Annotated in this window: 13 protein-coding genes, 1 tRNA gene and 1 pseudogene; 13 read left to right on the forward strand and 2 right to left on the reverse strand. The window is 69.6% G+C overall.

Annotation, left to right across the window (positions count from 1 at the left end):
• Positions 1–4 precede the first annotated feature (4 nt).
• Positions 5–982 carry a DUF5937 family protein gene (locus tag ACH4YL_RS34260; protein WP_398511416.1) on the forward strand — a complete coding sequence of 326 codons (978 nt, stop codon included), beginning with the start codon at positions 5–7 and terminating at the stop codon, positions 980–982.
• A 238-nt stretch (positions 983–1220) separates the two neighbouring features.
• Here the strand turns inward: ACH4YL_RS34260 and ACH4YL_RS34265 are convergent.
• Positions 1221–1293: transfer RNA gene (locus tag ACH4YL_RS34265), tRNA-Arg, on the reverse strand.
• Between the two features lie 309 nt (positions 1294–1602).
• Between ACH4YL_RS34265 and ACH4YL_RS34270 the strand changes: the two genes are divergently transcribed.
• The 11 genes and pseudogenes from ACH4YL_RS34270 to ACH4YL_RS34320 all read left to right on the forward strand — a co-directional run.
• Positions 1603–3204 (forward strand): dynamin family protein, encoded by a 1602-nt coding sequence (locus ACH4YL_RS34270; protein ID WP_398511489.1) that lies wholly within the window; start codon positions 1603–1605, stop codon positions 3202–3204.
• Positions 3205–3344: 140 nt separating this feature from the next.
• Positions 3345–5198 carry a GTP-binding protein gene (locus tag ACH4YL_RS34275; protein ID WP_398511490.1) on the forward strand — a complete coding sequence of 618 codons (1854 nt, stop codon included), beginning with the start codon at positions 3345–3347 and terminating at the stop codon, positions 5196–5198.
• 93 nt (positions 5199–5291) lie between these two features.
• Positions 5292–5831 carry a single-stranded DNA-binding protein gene (locus ACH4YL_RS34280; RefSeq protein WP_398511417.1) on the forward strand — a complete coding sequence of 180 codons (540 nt, stop codon included), beginning with the start codon at positions 5292–5294 and terminating at the stop codon, positions 5829–5831.
• A 307-nt stretch (positions 5832–6138) separates the two neighbouring features.
• A complete protein-coding gene (locus ACH4YL_RS34285) occupies positions 6139–7482 on the forward strand; it encodes a Cys-Gln thioester bond-forming surface protein (RefSeq protein WP_398511418.1) in 1344 nt (447 codons plus the stop codon).
• A 580-nt stretch (positions 7483–8062) separates the two neighbouring features.
• On the forward strand, positions 8063–9679 hold the full coding sequence (locus tag ACH4YL_RS34290; RefSeq protein WP_398511491.1) for an MFS transporter: 1617 nt from the start codon (positions 8063–8065) through the stop codon (positions 9677–9679).
• 324 nt (positions 9680–10003) lie between these two features.
• Complete coding sequence (locus ACH4YL_RS34295) at positions 10004–10408, forward strand: DUF6221 family protein (RefSeq protein ID WP_398511419.1); 405 nt, start codon at positions 10004–10006, stop codon at positions 10406–10408.
• 282 nt (positions 10409–10690) lie between these two features.
• Positions 10691–10945, forward strand: coding sequence for a hypothetical protein (locus tag ACH4YL_RS34300; protein WP_398511420.1), 255 nt, complete (start codon positions 10691–10693; stop codon positions 10943–10945).
• A gap of 246 nt (positions 10946–11191) precedes the next feature.
• Positions 11192–12856 carry an energy-dependent translational throttle protein EttA gene (gene ettA, locus ACH4YL_RS34305; RefSeq protein ID WP_398511421.1) on the forward strand — a complete coding sequence of 555 codons (1665 nt, stop codon included), beginning with the start codon at positions 11192–11194 and terminating at the stop codon, positions 12854–12856.
• A gap of 9 nt (positions 12857–12865) precedes the next feature.
• Complete coding sequence (locus ACH4YL_RS34310; protein ID WP_398511422.1) at positions 12866–13357, forward strand: acyl-CoA thioesterase; 492 nt, start codon at positions 12866–12868, stop codon at positions 13355–13357.
• Positions 13354–14019, forward strand: coding sequence for a hypothetical protein (locus tag ACH4YL_RS34315; protein ID WP_398511423.1), 666 nt, complete (start codon positions 13354–13356; stop codon positions 14017–14019). The genes ACH4YL_RS34310 and ACH4YL_RS34315 overlap by 4 nt, the downstream gene beginning before the upstream one ends.
• A gap of 9 nt (positions 14020–14028) precedes the next feature.
• A pseudogene (locus tag ACH4YL_RS34320) lies at positions 14029–14555 on the forward strand (SRPBCC family protein); the annotation flags it as partial.
• A gap of 21 nt (positions 14556–14576) precedes the next feature.
• On the opposite strand, the gene ACH4YL_RS34325 reads toward ACH4YL_RS34320, so the two are convergent.
• Complete coding sequence (locus tag ACH4YL_RS34325) at positions 14577–14981, reverse strand: globin (protein WP_398511424.1); 405 nt, start codon at positions 14979–14981, stop codon at positions 14577–14579.
• A gap of 130 nt (positions 14982–15111) precedes the next feature.
• On the opposite strand from ACH4YL_RS34325, the gene ACH4YL_RS34330 reads away from it, so the two are divergent.
• A complete protein-coding gene (locus ACH4YL_RS34330) occupies positions 15112–16098 on the forward strand; it encodes a methyltransferase domain-containing protein (protein WP_398511425.1) in 987 nt (328 codons plus the stop codon).
• Positions 16099–16128: the final 30 nt, after the last annotated feature.

The following is a 16128-nucleotide window of genomic DNA, read 5'->3' on the forward strand; positions in this document are numbered from 1 at the left end:
ATCTGTGCCTGAATCCTCGTTCGCCGAGTTCGACTTCACCCCTGCCGACCTCGCCCGGCTGAGATTCGCTTTCTCACCAGCGTCCGAGGCGGCGGCAAGCGTGCGCCTCCTTCAGGACCCCGCCCGCCACGCGCTGCACCTGCCGTGGATCCGAGCCGTACGCCCTCGCCTCGCCGGGCTGGACCTGCGCCTGCTGTTCGCACTGGCCCCGCTCGGCCCCTACATCGTCGACTTCCTGACACCGCCCCCGACTACCCCACTGCCGGACCTCACCGCCGAACTCGAGCTCGTCGCCGCGGCGGACCCGGACACAGCCGCCCTCGAAGTGGCGAGGGTTCCCGGCGCCGACAGTCCGGCCGTGCGAGAGTTCCTGGCCGACCCACCCGCCGGCGTCGCCCGCGCGGCCGCCGAGCTGCACCTGTACTGGGAAACGGCACTGGCCCCGTTCTGGCCGCAGATCCGAGGGCTGTTCGAGTCCGAAGTACTGCGCCGATCCCGGCAATTGACCCGCGACGGCGCGGGCGCGATGTTCAACGACCTGCACCCGAACATCACCTGGAAGGAAGGCCGCCTGCGCGTACGGACCCGAGCCTGGCGCCGCAGCGGCCCCCTCGACGGCGACGGGATGATCCTGATCCCGAGCGTCTTCCACTGGCCGGACACCACGGTGATGGCCGAGCCATACCAGCCGAACCTGGTCTACCCCGTACCAGGCGTCGCCACGGTCTGGTCCCACGAGGTCGTTCCCACCACCGACGCGCTCAACGCCCTCATCGGCCAAACCCGCGCCCGCATCCTCGGCACCCTCACGGAAGCGGCCACCACGACCATCCTGTCGCGCCGACTGTCCCTGGCACCCGGCGCGATCAGCCAGCACCTGAAGGTCCTGTGCGACAGCGGCCTGGTCACCCGCCGCCGCAGCGGCCGCGAGGTGTTCTACGAGCGCTCGACGCTGGGCGACTCGCTGTGCGCGGCCTCATGAGCCGTGGGTCTGTCCGCGTCCGCGGTGACACCGAGACCGTCCTGTCCTGCCGAACCGTGCTCTCCATCAGAGCTACGCAGCCGGGTTCCTGATGGCGCGCAGGGCTGACCAGCGCACCCGCATGATCAACGGAGGGTGGTCCGGTGCTTACGCGTCCGCTACCACCGTCTCGCTACAGTGCCCCTGACCAGCAAAAAGACCCTCCGGGGCGGAGGGTCTGTCGGTCGTGCGGTCTGTGCGCCCCCGGCAGGACTCGAACCTGCGGCCAAGCGCTTAGAAGGCGCCTGCTCTATCCACTGAGCTACGGGGGCCGGATGGTGGCCGCGGCTGCCGGAGCCCGGGGGTCCGTGACCTTGCCGGGACAAGGATAGGGCTCCGATCGCCTTGACCCGGTTGCTTCACCTCCGTGGCACGATGTGGAGGTTCGGTGAAGCGAACCGATAATCGCAGGCAGGTGCGATTCCTGCAGCGCTTTTCACCTCTCACGTCGCGGGTGTTGTGCACTCGTTATGCCTGCGCCCCACTCGTCCCGTGTATCCCAAGTGTCCGACCGGCGCGCAGGTGGGGCCCATACGCTTCAAAAAGCGGCCAAAATTAGGCATTCTTCGCATGTGGTGACCTTGGATGCACGGCCTCAGCTGATCGACGCACTAACCGCCCTCCGCGACCGTGTCGCCGCCGTGCGTCTCCCCCTTCCTCTTCCCGGCGCCGAGCGCGCCCGGCAGACGCGCGTCGAACTCCTCACACAGCTCGATGACTATCTCGTGCCCCGGCTGAAAGAGCCCGAAGCACCGCTGCTCGCGGTCGTCGGCGGATCCACCGGGGCCGGGAAGTCGACCCTCGTCAACTCCCTTGTGGGGCGGCGGGTCAGCGACGCCGGCGTGCTCAGGCCCACGACCCGTACGCCCGTCCTCGTATGCCACCCGGACGATCACGAGTGGTTCGCCGGGATGCGGGTGCTGCCCCAGCTCACCCGCGTATGGCTGCCCCAGCAGGACGAGGCGGACGGCAACGCGGCGAGCGCGCGGGACGGGGACGAGGCGAATTCGCTGCGCGTCGAGACAGCCTCCTCATTGCCCCGAGGGCTCGCCCTGCTGGACGCGCCCGACATCGACTCGCTGGTCGTCGATAACCGGCTGCTGGCCGCCGAGTTGATCTGCGCGGCCGATGTGTGGGTGATGGTGACGACCGCGTCGCGGTACGCCGACGCCGTGCCGTGGCATCTGCTGCGTACCGCCAAGGAGTACGACGTCACGCTGATCACCGTGCTCGACCGGGTTCCGCACCCGGTGATCACGGAGGTTTCGCGGCAGTACGCGGCCCTGCTGACCAAGGCCGGGCTCGGCGACGTGCCCCGGTTCACCATCCCTGAGCTGCCCGAATCGGCCGGCGGCGGCCGCGGGCTGCTGCCCACCACGGCCGTCGCGCCGCTGTTCGCGTGGCTGGCGCACCGGGTGCAGGATCCGGCCGCCAGGCAGCAGGCCCTGGGGCGTACGGCGTCGGGTGTGATCGACTCGCTCAGCCGGCGGATGCCGGAGCTCGCGGCCGCGGTTGCCGGCCAGTACGCGGCGGCAGTACGGCTGACGGGCGCGGTCGAGGAGGCGTACGCGCAGGAGCGCGAGCGCGTCAGCAGGCAGCTCCGGGCCGGTGCGGTGCTCGCCGGGGACGCGCGGACCCGGTGGCGCGGCTTTCCTCGCGACAGTACGGCGGCGGAACTGCTGGACTCACTGGTCGGCAGCCTCTGCGCACTGCTGCAGTGCGCCGTTGCGGCGGCAGACGAACATGTCCAGGAGGCATGGCGGCGGGAGCCGGCCGCGGGCGGAGTCGTCGTACGCGGACGCCGCGACCTGGAGGCGGCGGAGCGGATCGGGATCGCCGTACGCCGCTGGCGCCGGGAGCTGGAGGAGCTCGCCGAGGAGGAGGTGCGCCGGCTGGAGCGGAACGTCGCGCCCGACCCCGAGACGGTCGCCGCGCTGGTCGCGGCCGCGCTGCTCGGCGGACGGCGGTCCCGCAGCGCCGGAGAACGGCTCGCCGAGCGCATCGGCGCACAGGGCGCGCTGCGGCTGCGCGACGGCGGCAGCGAGCTGCTGACCGCGCACATCGACGGCGTGCTGAACAGCGAACGCGACCGCCGTCTCGCGCCGCTCGACGCACTCGAAGTGACCCCGGAACCGCAGGCCGAACTGATCGCCGCGCTGTCCGTACTTCAGAAGGAGAGGTGACCGCGGTGACCGCCATCACGGGCGACGCGAACGAGACCGACGAGACCAGCGACGAGACCAACGACGAGACCAACGGAACTGGTGCGACCAGCGGAACCGGTGCGACCGACGAGATCATCGAGAGCAGCGGGATCGGCGGGATGAGCGAGACCGGCGAGACCGGCGAGACCGGCGAGGCCGAAAGGCCGACGGACGGACAGGAGGACGGCGCCGGCGACCGCTGGGACGACGGGCTGATCGCCCGGCGCGCGGGCGGGCGCGCCAACGACCTGGAGCAGATCGACGACGAGCCGGCCGACGATCATGTGCCGATCGGCGGGGCATACGTAGGACCACTGCGGTCACGCCTCGACGCCCTCCGCGAACTCGTCGGCCTCTCGCGCACCCGGCTGGACGGAAACACGCTCGCCGAGGCGGGACGCGTACTCGACGAGGCGTCCGCACGCCAGCGGCTCTCCTCGCGGCACACCGTCGTGGCGATCGCGGGCGCGACGGGCAGCGGCAAATCGACCCTGTTCAACGCACTGGCCGAGGTGCCGATCTCGGAGACCGGGCTGCGCCGCCCCACCACGGCGGCGCCCATCGCCTGCACGTGGTCCGAGGGCGCGGCCGGGCTGCTCGACCGGCTCGCCATCCCGCCGCGGCTGCGGCGCAGACCGCTCGCCGGCGGCGCCGAGGAGCTGTTCGGGCTGGTCCTTGTCGACCTTCCCGACCACGACTCGGCCATGGTCAAGCACCGCGAGCAGGTGGACCGGGCGCTGGCGCTGGTGGACGCGGTGATCTGGGTCGTCGACCCGGAGAAGTACGCGGACGCCGCCCTGCACGAGCGGTATCTGCGGCCGCTCGCCGGGCACGCGGAGGTCACCTTCGTGGTGCTGAACCAGGTGGACCGGCTGCCGGGCGAGGCGGCCGACCAGGTGCTCGACGATCTGCGTCGCCTTCTCGACGAGGACGGCATGGCGCTCGGCGAACACGGCGAGCCGGGCGCCACGGTGCTCGCGCTGTCCGCGCTCACCGGCGAAGGCGTCGGCGAACTGCGCGAGATGCTGGGGACGTTCGTACAGGAACGGACCGCAGCGGCGCGCCGGCTCTCCGCGGATGTGGACGCCGCGGCCGCGAAGCTCCGCCGGGTGTACCTGTCCGACGGCCGTACCGGCCTCGACGAGCGGGCCCGCGAGGACTTCGCGGCCCGCCTCGCGGAGGCGGTCGGCGCAAAGGCGGCAGGCGAGGCTGCGGAACGCGAGTGGCGCAGGCATGCGGGCAGGGCGTGCGGGACGCCGTGGCTGCGGCTGTGGCGGTGGTACGAGCGCACCCGTACGCCCGGGGGCCGGACTCCACAGGCCGCTGCTCCGGTGGAGGAGGAGCTCACGGCGCGGCAGCGGGTCGAGCAGGCGGTGCGTACGGTCGCGGACGAGGCGGCGGCCGGGCTGCCCGCGCCCTGGGCGCAGGCGGTGCGCGAGGCGGCGGTACGCGGGTCGGACGGGCTGCCCGAGGCGCTGGACGAACTGGCGGTGCGCGAGGCGGCGGCGACCAGCGGGAAGCCGCTACGGCCGGCGTGGTGGCCGGCGGCAGTGCTGGCCCAGGCGTCGATGACGCTGCTTCAGATCTACGGCGGGCTCTGGCTGGTGGGTCAGATCATCGGCGTTCTTGAGCCAGGGCTGCTGGTTCCGGCGCTGCTGATGGTGGCCGGGATCGTGGGCGGGCCGCTGGTGGAGTGGGCGTGCGCGGCGGCTGCTCGGGGGCCGGCGCGGCGTTACGGGCAGGACGCGCAGCGGCGGCTGCGGGAGGCCGCGGCGGGGTGCGGGCGGGCGCGGGTGCTCGATCCGATCGCGGGGGAGCTCATGCGGTACCGGGAGGTACGGGAGCGATTCGGGACGGTGTCCGGGAAGGCGGGGCTCAGCGGTCCGGGGGTGGGTTCCGGGGCCTCGCGGTCGGGTGCGCGGGCGTCCGGGAGGGGCGTCGGGGTGACGGGGTTTTCCACAGTGCCGCGCTAGTCCACAGGCGTCGGCGAGATCTTCCCGTCCGGTCCAGCATGGAGGTCGGTCGGCAAGGACCGGTCACGGCAACCGGACGGGGAGATGGTCGTCATGAACGACACGATGGTGACGGTGGTGGGAAATGTCGCCACGAATGTGGAGTACCGGGATTCGGCGACGGGTGGAGTCGCGCGATTCCGTATCGCGGTGACGCCGAGGCGTTGGGACCGGCAGAGCGGGACTTGGACGGACGGGCACACCAGCTTCTACACAGTCTTTGCCTGGCGGACTCTCGCCATAAATCTGGCGGGTTCCGTTTCCGTGGGTGAACCGGTTCTTGTGCACGGGCGGTTGAGGGTGCGGGAGGAGGTTCCGGATGGGCAGAGGGACGGCCAAATGGACGGTCAGGGGGACGGCTTTCGGGACGGTCGGCGCGACGGCCGAAGGGACGGTCAACGCGACGTCAGGCGAAGGACGTTCGTGGACATCGAGGCTGTCGCGGTGGGCCACGATCTGACGCGCGGGACATCGGCATTCCGTCGCGTGGTGAAGGCGGCACCGAATGTGACGGAACGGCTCAAGGGCCCGGCCGGAGTTTCCGGCCCGGCCCATCCGCCGGCTCCGCAGCAGGTCACGGCACCCGTGCTCTGACCGGGAGTTGTGGAGATTTGTCGATTCAGAAACGGGGAAACGGGGGTGGTGCGGGGGTGGCTGGAGGGGCGGCGATAACGATTCCGAGTCGGAATGGTTGTCTGACGGTATGACGGGGGACTGGGCTGTGCCGCCGTCTCTAGGATTTCCGCGTATCACGGGGCACTTGAGTCTGCAGGCGAGGCACTCCCCCCACGCGTCACACGCGAATAGGTCTCGCCCGGAGGGGAATTCTGTGTTTGCCAAGTTTTCTGCGTCGGTTGTACGCAGGCGGGGCACTGCTCGTCGACTTGCTGCCGCGGCCTTGATGGCAGGCCTCGTCGCGACGGGCTCGATAGTCGGCGCGGGCGTGGCCGCCGCCGACGACGACGTTCAGCACCAGGGTGGCGCGGTCGCGACTCTCGACGGGCTCAAGACCTTTGACCGGGCTGTGCTCCGCACGAACGGCAAGAGCCACGAAATACCTGCCGGTGTGTTCGAGATGACCGTCGATGGGGGCGGGCGGCTGAAGACGTACTGCATCGACATCCACAACCCGACGCAGGACCAGGCGAAGTACCTGGAGACCCCCTGGAACCAGACGTCGCTCGGGGGCAACAAGAACGCGGGCAAGATCCGCTGGATCCTGCAGCACTCCTACCCGCAGGTCGACGACCTGGCCGCGCTGGCCAAGGCCGCGGGCGCCGGGCCGCTCTCCGAGAAGACCGCGGCGGCCGGCACCCAGGTGGCCATCTGGCGCTACTCCGACAACGCGGACGTCGACGCCCTGGACCCGGCGGCGGAGAAGCTCGCGGACTGGCTGCAGAAGGAGGCCCAGGACGTCGCCGAGCCCAAGGCCTCGCTCAGCCTCGAGCCGAACGCGGTCTCCGGCAAGGCGGGCGGCCGCCTCGGCCCGGTCACCGTCCGCACGGACGCGAGCCAGGTCACCGTGGCCCCGCCGGCGGATGCGGCAGCGAGCGGGATCAAGATCACCGACGCGAAGGGCAAGCCCCTCACCGCCGTCGTCAACGGCGCGCAGCTGTACTTCGACATCCCGGCCGGCGCCGCGGACGGATCGGCCACGCTGACCGCGCAGGCGACCACCTCTGTGCCGGTGGGCCGGGCGTTCGCCGGCGTGACCAAGAGCCAGACCCAGATCCTGGCGGGCTCCAGCGAGTCCACCGTCTCGGCGAGCGCCACGGCCACCTGGGCGCAGACGGGCGCGATACCGGCGCTCTCCGCGAAGAAAAACTGCGCCAAGGGCGGCGTCGACATCACCGCAGAGAACAAGGGCGACGCCCCGTTCACCTTCGAGCTCATCGGCTTCAACCACACGATCCCGGCGGGCGCGTCGAGGACCGTGACCATCCCGGTCGCCGAGGACCAGGCGTACGACTTCACCATCACCGGACCGGGCGGCTTCACGAAGACCTTCAAGGGTGTCCTGGACTGCAAGACGACCGGCAGCCCCGGCCCGGACACGGACACTCCGACCTCTCAGCCCAGCCCGGCCTCGGTCGGCGGCGTCTCGTCGGGCCTCGAGGGCGACCTCGCCGCGACCGGCAGCTCCAGCGCCACCCCGATGATCGCGGGCATCGCGATCACCCTGGTCGTGATCGGCGGCGGCGCGGTCTTCTTCCTCCGTAAGAAGAAGGCCTCCACCGAGGAGTGAGCACGCAGGAGCAGGAGCAGGAGCACGAAGACGCAGGAGTGCGCGCACAGGAGTGAGCACTCCTGAGCGCACGGTGACGCTGCGCCGACGACGGCCCCGGGACGCGGAACGGACCGGGGCCGCCGCCGTACCGGGCAGGTTCCGGGTCCTGGGCGCGGTCGAGGCCCCCGGCCGTCGAAGTACCGGTTTCCATCGGGGGATGGACGTACGGCAAGATGGGGTGTTACTTGCCGATCTAGGGCATGAAACAGCCCCTCACCAGCGGGTTTCCCGTCGACGAGGGGCCGTGTCAGGCAGCTTGGGCCGTCTCTGGGCCGTCGTGGGCGAAGTCGGTGGCCGGAACGATGAACAGCAGCTTCGGCATCAACCGGTGTTCGCCGCCTTGAGCGGGGTGGCTATCCCAAGCTCAGAGCCGCGGTTCGAGCCCTTTCACTCGCTCGATCTGGATAGAGTCCCAAGATTGCAGCCCAGGGGAGCTCTCGATCTGGCGGACCCGCTGCGCCGACCTCACGCCCGCCAACCGGTGGATCTCCATGGCGAGTCGCGGATCCGCCCTCCGGGCGGCTGGGACGATTCGGCCATGGCACCCAGGACAGGCACTGCTCCGAGTTCGGCAACGGCGCGACTCGTCCTGTTCACGCTTGCTGCCGGTCAGTTCCTGATGGCGCTCGACAGCTCTGTCATGAACGTCTCGATCGCGACCGTGGCCGAAGACGTGGGCACGGACGTGAGCGGCATCCAAGGAGCCATCACGGCGTACACCCTCGTGATGGCGGTGCTCATGATCCCCGGAGGCAAGGTCGGGGCGCTGATCGGACGCAAACGCACGTTCATGATCGGTTGCTGCATCTACGGCAGCGGATCCCTCATGACGGCGCTCGCGCCCAACCTGCCCGTGCTGCTGCTCGGCTGGTCGTTCCTCGAGGGCACCGGAGCGGCGCTCATCCTCCCCGCGATCGTGGCGCTCGTGGCCGACAACTTCGCCACGGAACGTCGTCCCGCGGCCTACGGACTCATCGCGGCATCAGCGGCCGTGGCGATCGCGCTCGGGCCGCTCATCGGGGGTATCGCCACGACGTACTTCTCGTGGCGGTGGGTCTTCGCCGGGGAGGTCCTGGTGGTCCTCGGCATCCTGGTGCTGGCCCGTCGCTTCACTGACGCCGTGAGCGACGAACGTCCGCGCATCGATCTCGTCGGCGCCGTCCTCTCCGCGCTCGGGCTCGGGTTGTTCGTCTACGGCGTGCTCCGCTCGGACGAGTGGGGCTGGTTCAGGCCGAAGCCCGACGCACCTTCGTGGCTCGGGGTCTCCCTGGTCGTGTGGTTGATGCTGGCGGGGGTGCTTCTGGTCTGGCTCTTCCTCCGCTGGGAGGCCCGACTGGTGGAGCGGCGCAGGGAGCCGCTCATCGACCCGGCCATGCTGGAGAACAAACAGCTCACCGGCGGGCTGACGATGTTCTTCTTCCAGTACCTCGTGCAGATGGGAGTGTTCTTCGTCGTACCGCTCTACCTGTCGGTCGCCCTGGGCCTGTCCGCGCTCAAGACCGGCGTCCGCCTCCTGCCGCTCTCGATCACGCTGCTGGCTGCCGCGGTCCTGATCCCGCGCTTCCTCCCCGACGTCTCGCCGCGGCGCGTGGTGCGGCTCGGGGTTCTCGCGCTGCTCGCGGGCGCGATCGCCCTGATGGCCGCGCTCGATGCGGACGCCGGCGCGGAAATCGTCACCGTCCCGCTCCTGTTGATCGGGCTCGGCATGGGAGCGCTGGCGTCCCAGCTCGGGTCGGTCACCGTGTCCGCAGTGCCGGAACGACAGAGCGGAGAGGTCGGCGGCGTCCAGAACGCCGTCACCAACCTCGGCGCCTCGATCGGGACCGCACTCGCCGGGTCGATCATGATCGCCGCGCTCACGTCTTCGTTCCTGACCAGCGTCGAGCAGAATCCAGCGGTCCCGGCCGACGTCAAGAGCCAGGCGACCGCTGAGCTCCAAAGCGGTGCACCCTTCCTGTCGGACGCCCAGCTCGAGACCGCCCTCGAAGAGGCCGGCGCCAGCACGGAGTTGACTCAGGCGACGCTCGACGCGAACGCCGAGGCGAGACTCGACGGCCTGCGCGCCGCACTCGCCATCCTTGCCCTCGCCGCTCTCCTCGCGATGTTCTTCACCCACCGGATCCCGACGTCCCAACCACGGTCAACGGAGCCATAGCCGCTGACGGTGGCCCCGAACGAACGCAGAAAGCTGTGCTCAACCACCCTGCTGCACAGCAGCGGAGTGCAACCCCACAGTGACGGTAGTCGGGGGCATCATGGCGGTGACATCCGGAGTGGCGGCCTCACTTCAGCCTCTCTTTGGCAACGGCTGGTAGCAGGAGCACCTGACATCCACCGCTGACATCAACGACGGTGGGCACCAGCGGACCGCGGCGTCCCTACCCAGCATCAGTGCGCCGACCGGCTCCGTCGTCAAGGCCTCCCGATCGAACCTACAAAGCAGGTGTCAGCGGTCCTGCACGTCACCGAGGATGGGGCCATGAGCGACGACCCGGTGGAGTTCCTGCGTGCACGGCTGGACGAGGAGGCCACGCTTGCCTGCCGATGCGACGGCGACGACTGCGGACAGTGGATGGCCCAAGGTGACACCGTGGACTTCTGTCAGATGGACCTGTCCGGGTTCCATCCCGCCATTGCCCAACACGTGGCTCTCCACGATCCCGCCCGAGTCCTCCGCGAGGTTGAAGCCAAGCGCCGTGTCCTGGCCCGACACACGCTCAGCGCCGGCAGCAGCGACCCAGAGCTGCCCTGGGACAACCGCAACGACTGCCAGTACGACGGCGACGACTGGCCCTGTCCCGACCTCTTGGACTTGACCCTTCCCTACGCCGACCACCCGGACTACCGCAAGGAGTGGCAGCCGCACCAGATACGCACCAGCTAGGACAGTGCCCAGCGGTTAACCACGGACAAAACGGCAGGCCACCCTGCACTCGGATGGAAACGTTGCCGCAGTTCAGCGGCCTTTCGCCCCAAGGTCACCCGTGATGCCCAAGCTCAGAGCCGGGTTCGATTCCCGTCACCCGCTCCATACGAAAGCCCCAGGCGAGCGGCCCGGGGCTTTGTCGTTGTCTAGACCGTCTAAGCGTCTCGTGCCCGCCGTGTGAAGTCGCAGGCGAGGGGGTGCGTGATCCGCAAGAATCCTCAGTAGGAGGACACTGGGCGTATGGCCCTACCCAAAACGCACCTTTGCTCGGCCTGCTCGGACGGTGCCGCGCAGGAAACAGTCCTTCACCAAGACCTCGTCGTCGGCGCACCGCTGTCTATGGAGGATCTCACCGACGCGCAGCGCCTCGACCGGTTCGCCCGCAAGTATGCCCACGACGGTTGCCAGGTCAGTGAAGTCCGGCGGGTCCCGCACGACAGCTTGAGCGGCTACGCCTGGTCCGTCCGCTTCACTGAGAACCAACCGCTTGAGTGACCGCCGGGCCGTCGCCTTTTGTCCGGGCTCTCGGCTGCTGGGTCAGCTGGTTCCCGGGCCGTCCCTGGGCCGTGCGAGGCCGCTCGGCAGCGACCGATGGCGACAATCAGTGACAGATCAGCCACGGCCGCGGTCAACGAACGTCCAGGTCACGGACGCCCTGAAGTACTGGTTTCCTTCGCGGGGTGGCGGTCAGGCAAGATGGGGTGTATCTCTGCCCACCCACTTCTTGCCGGACGGTTTCTCTTGGCTGAGTACATCTACACGATGCGCAAGACGCGCAAGGCGCACGGCGACAAGGTCATCCTCGATGACGTGACGCTGAGCTTCCTGCCCGGTGCGAAGATCGGTGTGGTCGGCCCCAACGGCGCCGGTAAGTCCACCGTGCTGAAGATCATGGCCGGTCTGGAGCAGCCCTCCAACGGTGACGCCTTCCTCTCGCCGGGTTACACCGTCGGCATCCTGCTCCAGGAGCCGCCGCTCGACGAGTCCAAGACCGTGCTGGAGAACGTCGAGGACGGCGTCCGCGCGATCAAGGGCAAGCTCGACCGGTTCAACGAGATCGCCGAGCAGATGGCGACCGACTACACCGACGCGCTGATGGAGGAGATGGGCAAGCTCCAGGAGGAGCTCGACCACGCCAACGCCTGGGACCTCGACGCCCAGCTCGAGCAGGCCATGGACGCGCTCGGCTGCCCGCCCGGAGACTGGGCCGTCACCACCCTCTCCGGTGGTGAGAAGCGCCGCGTCGCCCTGTGCAAGCTGCTGCTCGAGGCCCCCGACCTGCTGCTCCTCGACGAGCCCACCAACCACCTGGACGCCGAGTCCGTGCAGTGGCTGGAGGCGCACCTCGCCAAGTACCCCGGCACCGTCGTCGCCATCACCCACGACCGGTACTTCCTCGACAACGTCGCCGAGTGGATCCTCGAGCTCGACCGCGGCCGCGCCCACCCGTACGAGGGCAACTACTCCACCTACCTGGAGAACAAGGCCTCCCGTCTCAAGGTCGAGGGTGCGAAGGACGCCAAGCGTCAGAAGCGTCTGAAGGAAGAGCTCGAGTGGGTCCGCTCCAACGCGAAGGGGCGGCAGGCCAAGTCGAAGGCCCGTCTTGCCCGTTACGAGGAGATGGCCGCCGAGGCCGACAAGATGCGGAAGCTGGACTTCGAGGAGATCCAGATCCCGCCGGGCCCGCGGCTCGGCAGCGTCGTCGTCGAGGTGGAGAACCTCTCCAAGGCTTTCGGCGACAAGGTCCTCATCGACGACCTGAGCTTCACGCTGCCGCGCAACGGCATCGTCGGCGTCATCGGGCCGAACGGCGCGGGCAAGACCACGCTGTTCAAGATGATCCAGGGCCTCGAGGACCCGGACTCCGGCGAGATCAAGGTCGGCGAGACCGTCAAGATCTCCTACGTCGACCAGAGCCGCGCCAACATCGACCCGAAGAAGACCCTGTGGGCCGTGGTCTCCGACGAGCTCGACTACATCAACGTCGGCCAGGTCGAGATGCCGTCCCGTGCCTATGTCTCGGCGTTCGGCTTCAAGGGCCCGGACCAGCAGAAGCCCGCGGGTGTGCTCTCCGGCGGTGAGCGCAACCGGCTGAACCTCGCGCTCACCCTCAAGCAGGGCGGCAACCTCCTGCTCCTCGACGAGCCGACCAACGACCTCGACGTCGAGACGCTCTCCTCGCTGGAGAACGCGCTGCTCGAGTTCCCCGGTGCGGCTGTGGTCGTCTCCCACGACCGGTGGTTCCTGGACAGGGTCGCGACGCACATCCTCGCGTACGAGGGTGAGTCCAAGTGGTTCTGGTTCGAGGGCAACTTCGAGTCGTACGAGAAGAACAAGGTCGAGCGCCTCGGCCCGGACGCGGCCCGTCCGCACCGTGCCACGTACAAGAAGCTGACCCGGGGCTGAGGTTCAGCTATGGCCCGGCACATCTACCGCTGTCCCCTTCGCTGGTCGGACATGGACGCCTTCGGGCATGTCAACAACGTCGTCTTCCTGCGGTATCTGGAAGAGGCGCGCATTGACTTCATGTTCCGGCTGGCGCCCGGGGACGGTTCGCCGTCGTTCTCCGGCGGGTCCGTCGTGGCGCGCCACGAGATCGAGTACAAGCGGCCGCTGGTCCACCGGCACGAGCCGGTGATCATCGAGTCGTGGGTGACGAAGATCGGCGCGGCGTCGCTGACCATCGCGTACGAGGTCAAGGACGCGGAGGGGCCCTCGCTGGTCTATGTGAGGGCCGCGACCGTCGTCGTGCCCTACGACCTCGCCGCAGAGCGTCCGCGCCGGATCAGCGCGGAGGAGAAGTCCTTCCTCCTGAAGTATCTGGACGACGGCACGGAAGGCGACCCGGACTCCGACGACGACGCCGACGCCGACCGCGACTCCGACGAGGACGCGCTGGCGGCATGAGCGTGCCCGTGCAGAGTCTGCACTTCGCCGACGCGAGGGAGGCGGAGGATCTCTCCGCCTTCCTCGCCCGGCTGATCCACTACGACCGCGCCGCCGCCGTCCGCCTTCAGGCCGGCGGTGCCGCGCTCGCTGTTTTCGGGCGTCCGCCGTCGTTCGAGGTGCTCGCGATCCGTACGGCACGGCTCAGCGACCGCGTCGAGCTGGATGCCACCGTCTCCGCGGGTGAGCTGCTCGAATGCATCGGCGGCGCGGAGTTCACGGTGCCCGCGCCGGTCACCGGTCCTCCGTGGGCCGGCGTGCTGCCGCCGCGCGGGGGCTGGCGGGAGCTGTCCGGGCTCCCGGAGGTGACCGCGATGCGCGCCGCGGTTGCCGCGGCCGTCACCGAGTTCCGTACCCGCGACGAGCAGTTGCCCGCCGCGCACCGCACCCGGGCCGAACGGGACCGCATCGGACGCGAGATCTGGTCGCGCACGGTGGGCGGCACACCGCTTCCGCTGCGGGCCGTACACGCCGCGCAGTCGCTCGGCTTTCTGCGCCCGGGAGTCCCGGTGGCACTGCTGTCCACCGGCGGGTGGCTCAGACTCCGTACACCCTTCGGGTCGATCGCCGTACGGACCAATGGTCTGGGCGGCCTGAGCGTCATCCCCACCCGAACCGGTTAACCTGCGCCCACCGCGTACGGGCTGCGCACCGTCACCCTGCGCGAGTGGCTCGGCTACGCCTGGGTGTGCCTGGCCGACGAACCGCCGTCCTTCGAGGAGACCGTGCTCGGCGCGGCCGTCGAACGGCTCAGCGAGGCCGCCGCCATCGAGCGCTACCGCACCGAAAGTCTCGCACTCGGCCGACGCATCAGCCACGACGTGAAGGCCAACTGGAGCTGATCGTCGAGAACTTCATGGAGTGCTGTCACTGCGCCACGATCCACCCCGAACTGACCTATGTGCTCCCGGAGTTAGCGCGCGGTTACGCCGCCCAGTAATACGTCGGACACGGCGCGTCCTTCGCCGACGGCGCGCAGGGGTTCACCATCGACGGCAGCGCGGGCGCGCCGGAGGTCGTCGAGTCCGGCGCGGACATCTCGCGGTCCGTGGAGCTGTTCCACCGGGTCAAAGTGCAGGACTTCGAGGCCTGCGAGCGCACCCAGCCCGCGATGGACTCGCGCGCCTACCGGACCGGAGGAGTGCTGGTGCCCAGCTAGGGAGGGCGGCCGGTCGGGCGGCTAGTCCGCGGTGTTGACCATGGAGGCGGCGGCGTACGTGAGGTAGTCCCACAGCTGCCGCTCCAGGTCGGGCGCGAGCTCCAGCTCCTCGACGGCCGTGCGCATGTGCGTCAGCCAGGCGTCGTGCGCGGCCCGGTCGACGGTGAACGGCGCGTGGCGCATCCGCAGCCGGGGGTGACCGCGGTTGTCGCTGTAGGTGCGCGGACCGCCCCAGTACTGGATCAGGAACAGCGTGAGTCGCTCCTCGGCCGGGCCGAGATCCTCCTCCGGGTACATCGGCCGCAGCAGCGGGTCCTCGGCAACGCCCTGGTAGAAGCGGTGGACGAGCCGACGGAAGGTCTCCTCGCCGCCGACCTGCTCGTAGAAGGTCTGCTCTTGGAGGGTGCCGCGCGGAATCTCTTTCACCTCTCCATCGTCTCAGACGCGGCGGAGGAGGTCCCAGGTCCTAGGTCCTGTCCGGAACCGCCCGGATTGGGCCTCAACCATGCCCGATCGGGTGCTCGCCTACACGGCGGCCGCGCAGGACAGTGGATGCATGAGTGCGCAACTGGAACGGTTCGCCGACCCCGCCGCCGAGGCGCGACGGTCGCTGGTGCGGCTGATCGTCGCCGAGGGCGGGCTGACCGATCCGGCCTGGCGGGCGGCGTTCGAAGCCGTGCCGCGGCATCTGTTCGTGCCGTACTACTTCGTGAGCCGGTCCGGCGGCTTCGAGCGGCTGTGGTGCGAGGACCCCGATCCCGTACGGCGTGAACGGTGGTTGCGCGGGGCGTACTACGACGGCGCGCTCGCCACCAGGGTGCGCGACGGCGAATTGATCTCGTCCAGCAGCCAGCCCTCGCTGATGGCCCGGATGCTTCAGGAACTGGACGTACAGGACGGGCACGCGGTCCTCGAGATCGGCGCGGGCAGCGGCTACAACGCGGCGCTGCTCGCGCACCGCCTCGGAGATCACCTGGTGACCACCGTCGACGTGGACCCGGAGATCACCGACTCGGCGCGCGTGCATCTGGCGGCCGCGGGCCACCGCCCGACCGTGATCACCGGCGACGGCGCGCGCGGCTGCCTCGAACGCGCACCCTTCGACCGGATCATCGCGACCTGCACGCTGCCGTCCGTGCCGTTCGACTGGCTGGCGCAGTGCAGGCCGGACGCGCGGATCCTGGCCCCGCTCTCCACCGGGCTGATCGCGCTGCGGGTACGCGAGGACAGTCACGGCCGCAGCGCGGAGGGGCATTTTCTGCGGACGTCCGCGTATTTCGTGCCGTTGCGCGGTGGCGACGCCGCGCCGGAGGGGCATATCGGCGGGCTGCCGAGGCGCGTGATCGAGAACGACCTGTTCCGCTTTCTGCTGACCCTGACCGCGGGCAGCCTCGATCCGCACGAGGCCATGTCGCTGTGGGAGCGCGAGCGACGCCCGCAGCGCGACCGATTCGGGATCACGGTCAGCGGGCGTCACCAGTGGGCCTGGCTGGACCACCCGGAGGGTCCCTACGCCTGGCCGCTCGGCCGCTCGGCCGGCTAGGGCCTGTCCTTTGGATCAGGCGGATCAGGC

It is taken from the genome of Streptomyces sp. NPDC020681, from assembly GCF_044334895.1.
Classification (GTDB): Bacteria; Actinomycetota; Actinomycetes; order Streptomycetales; family Streptomycetaceae; genus Streptomyces.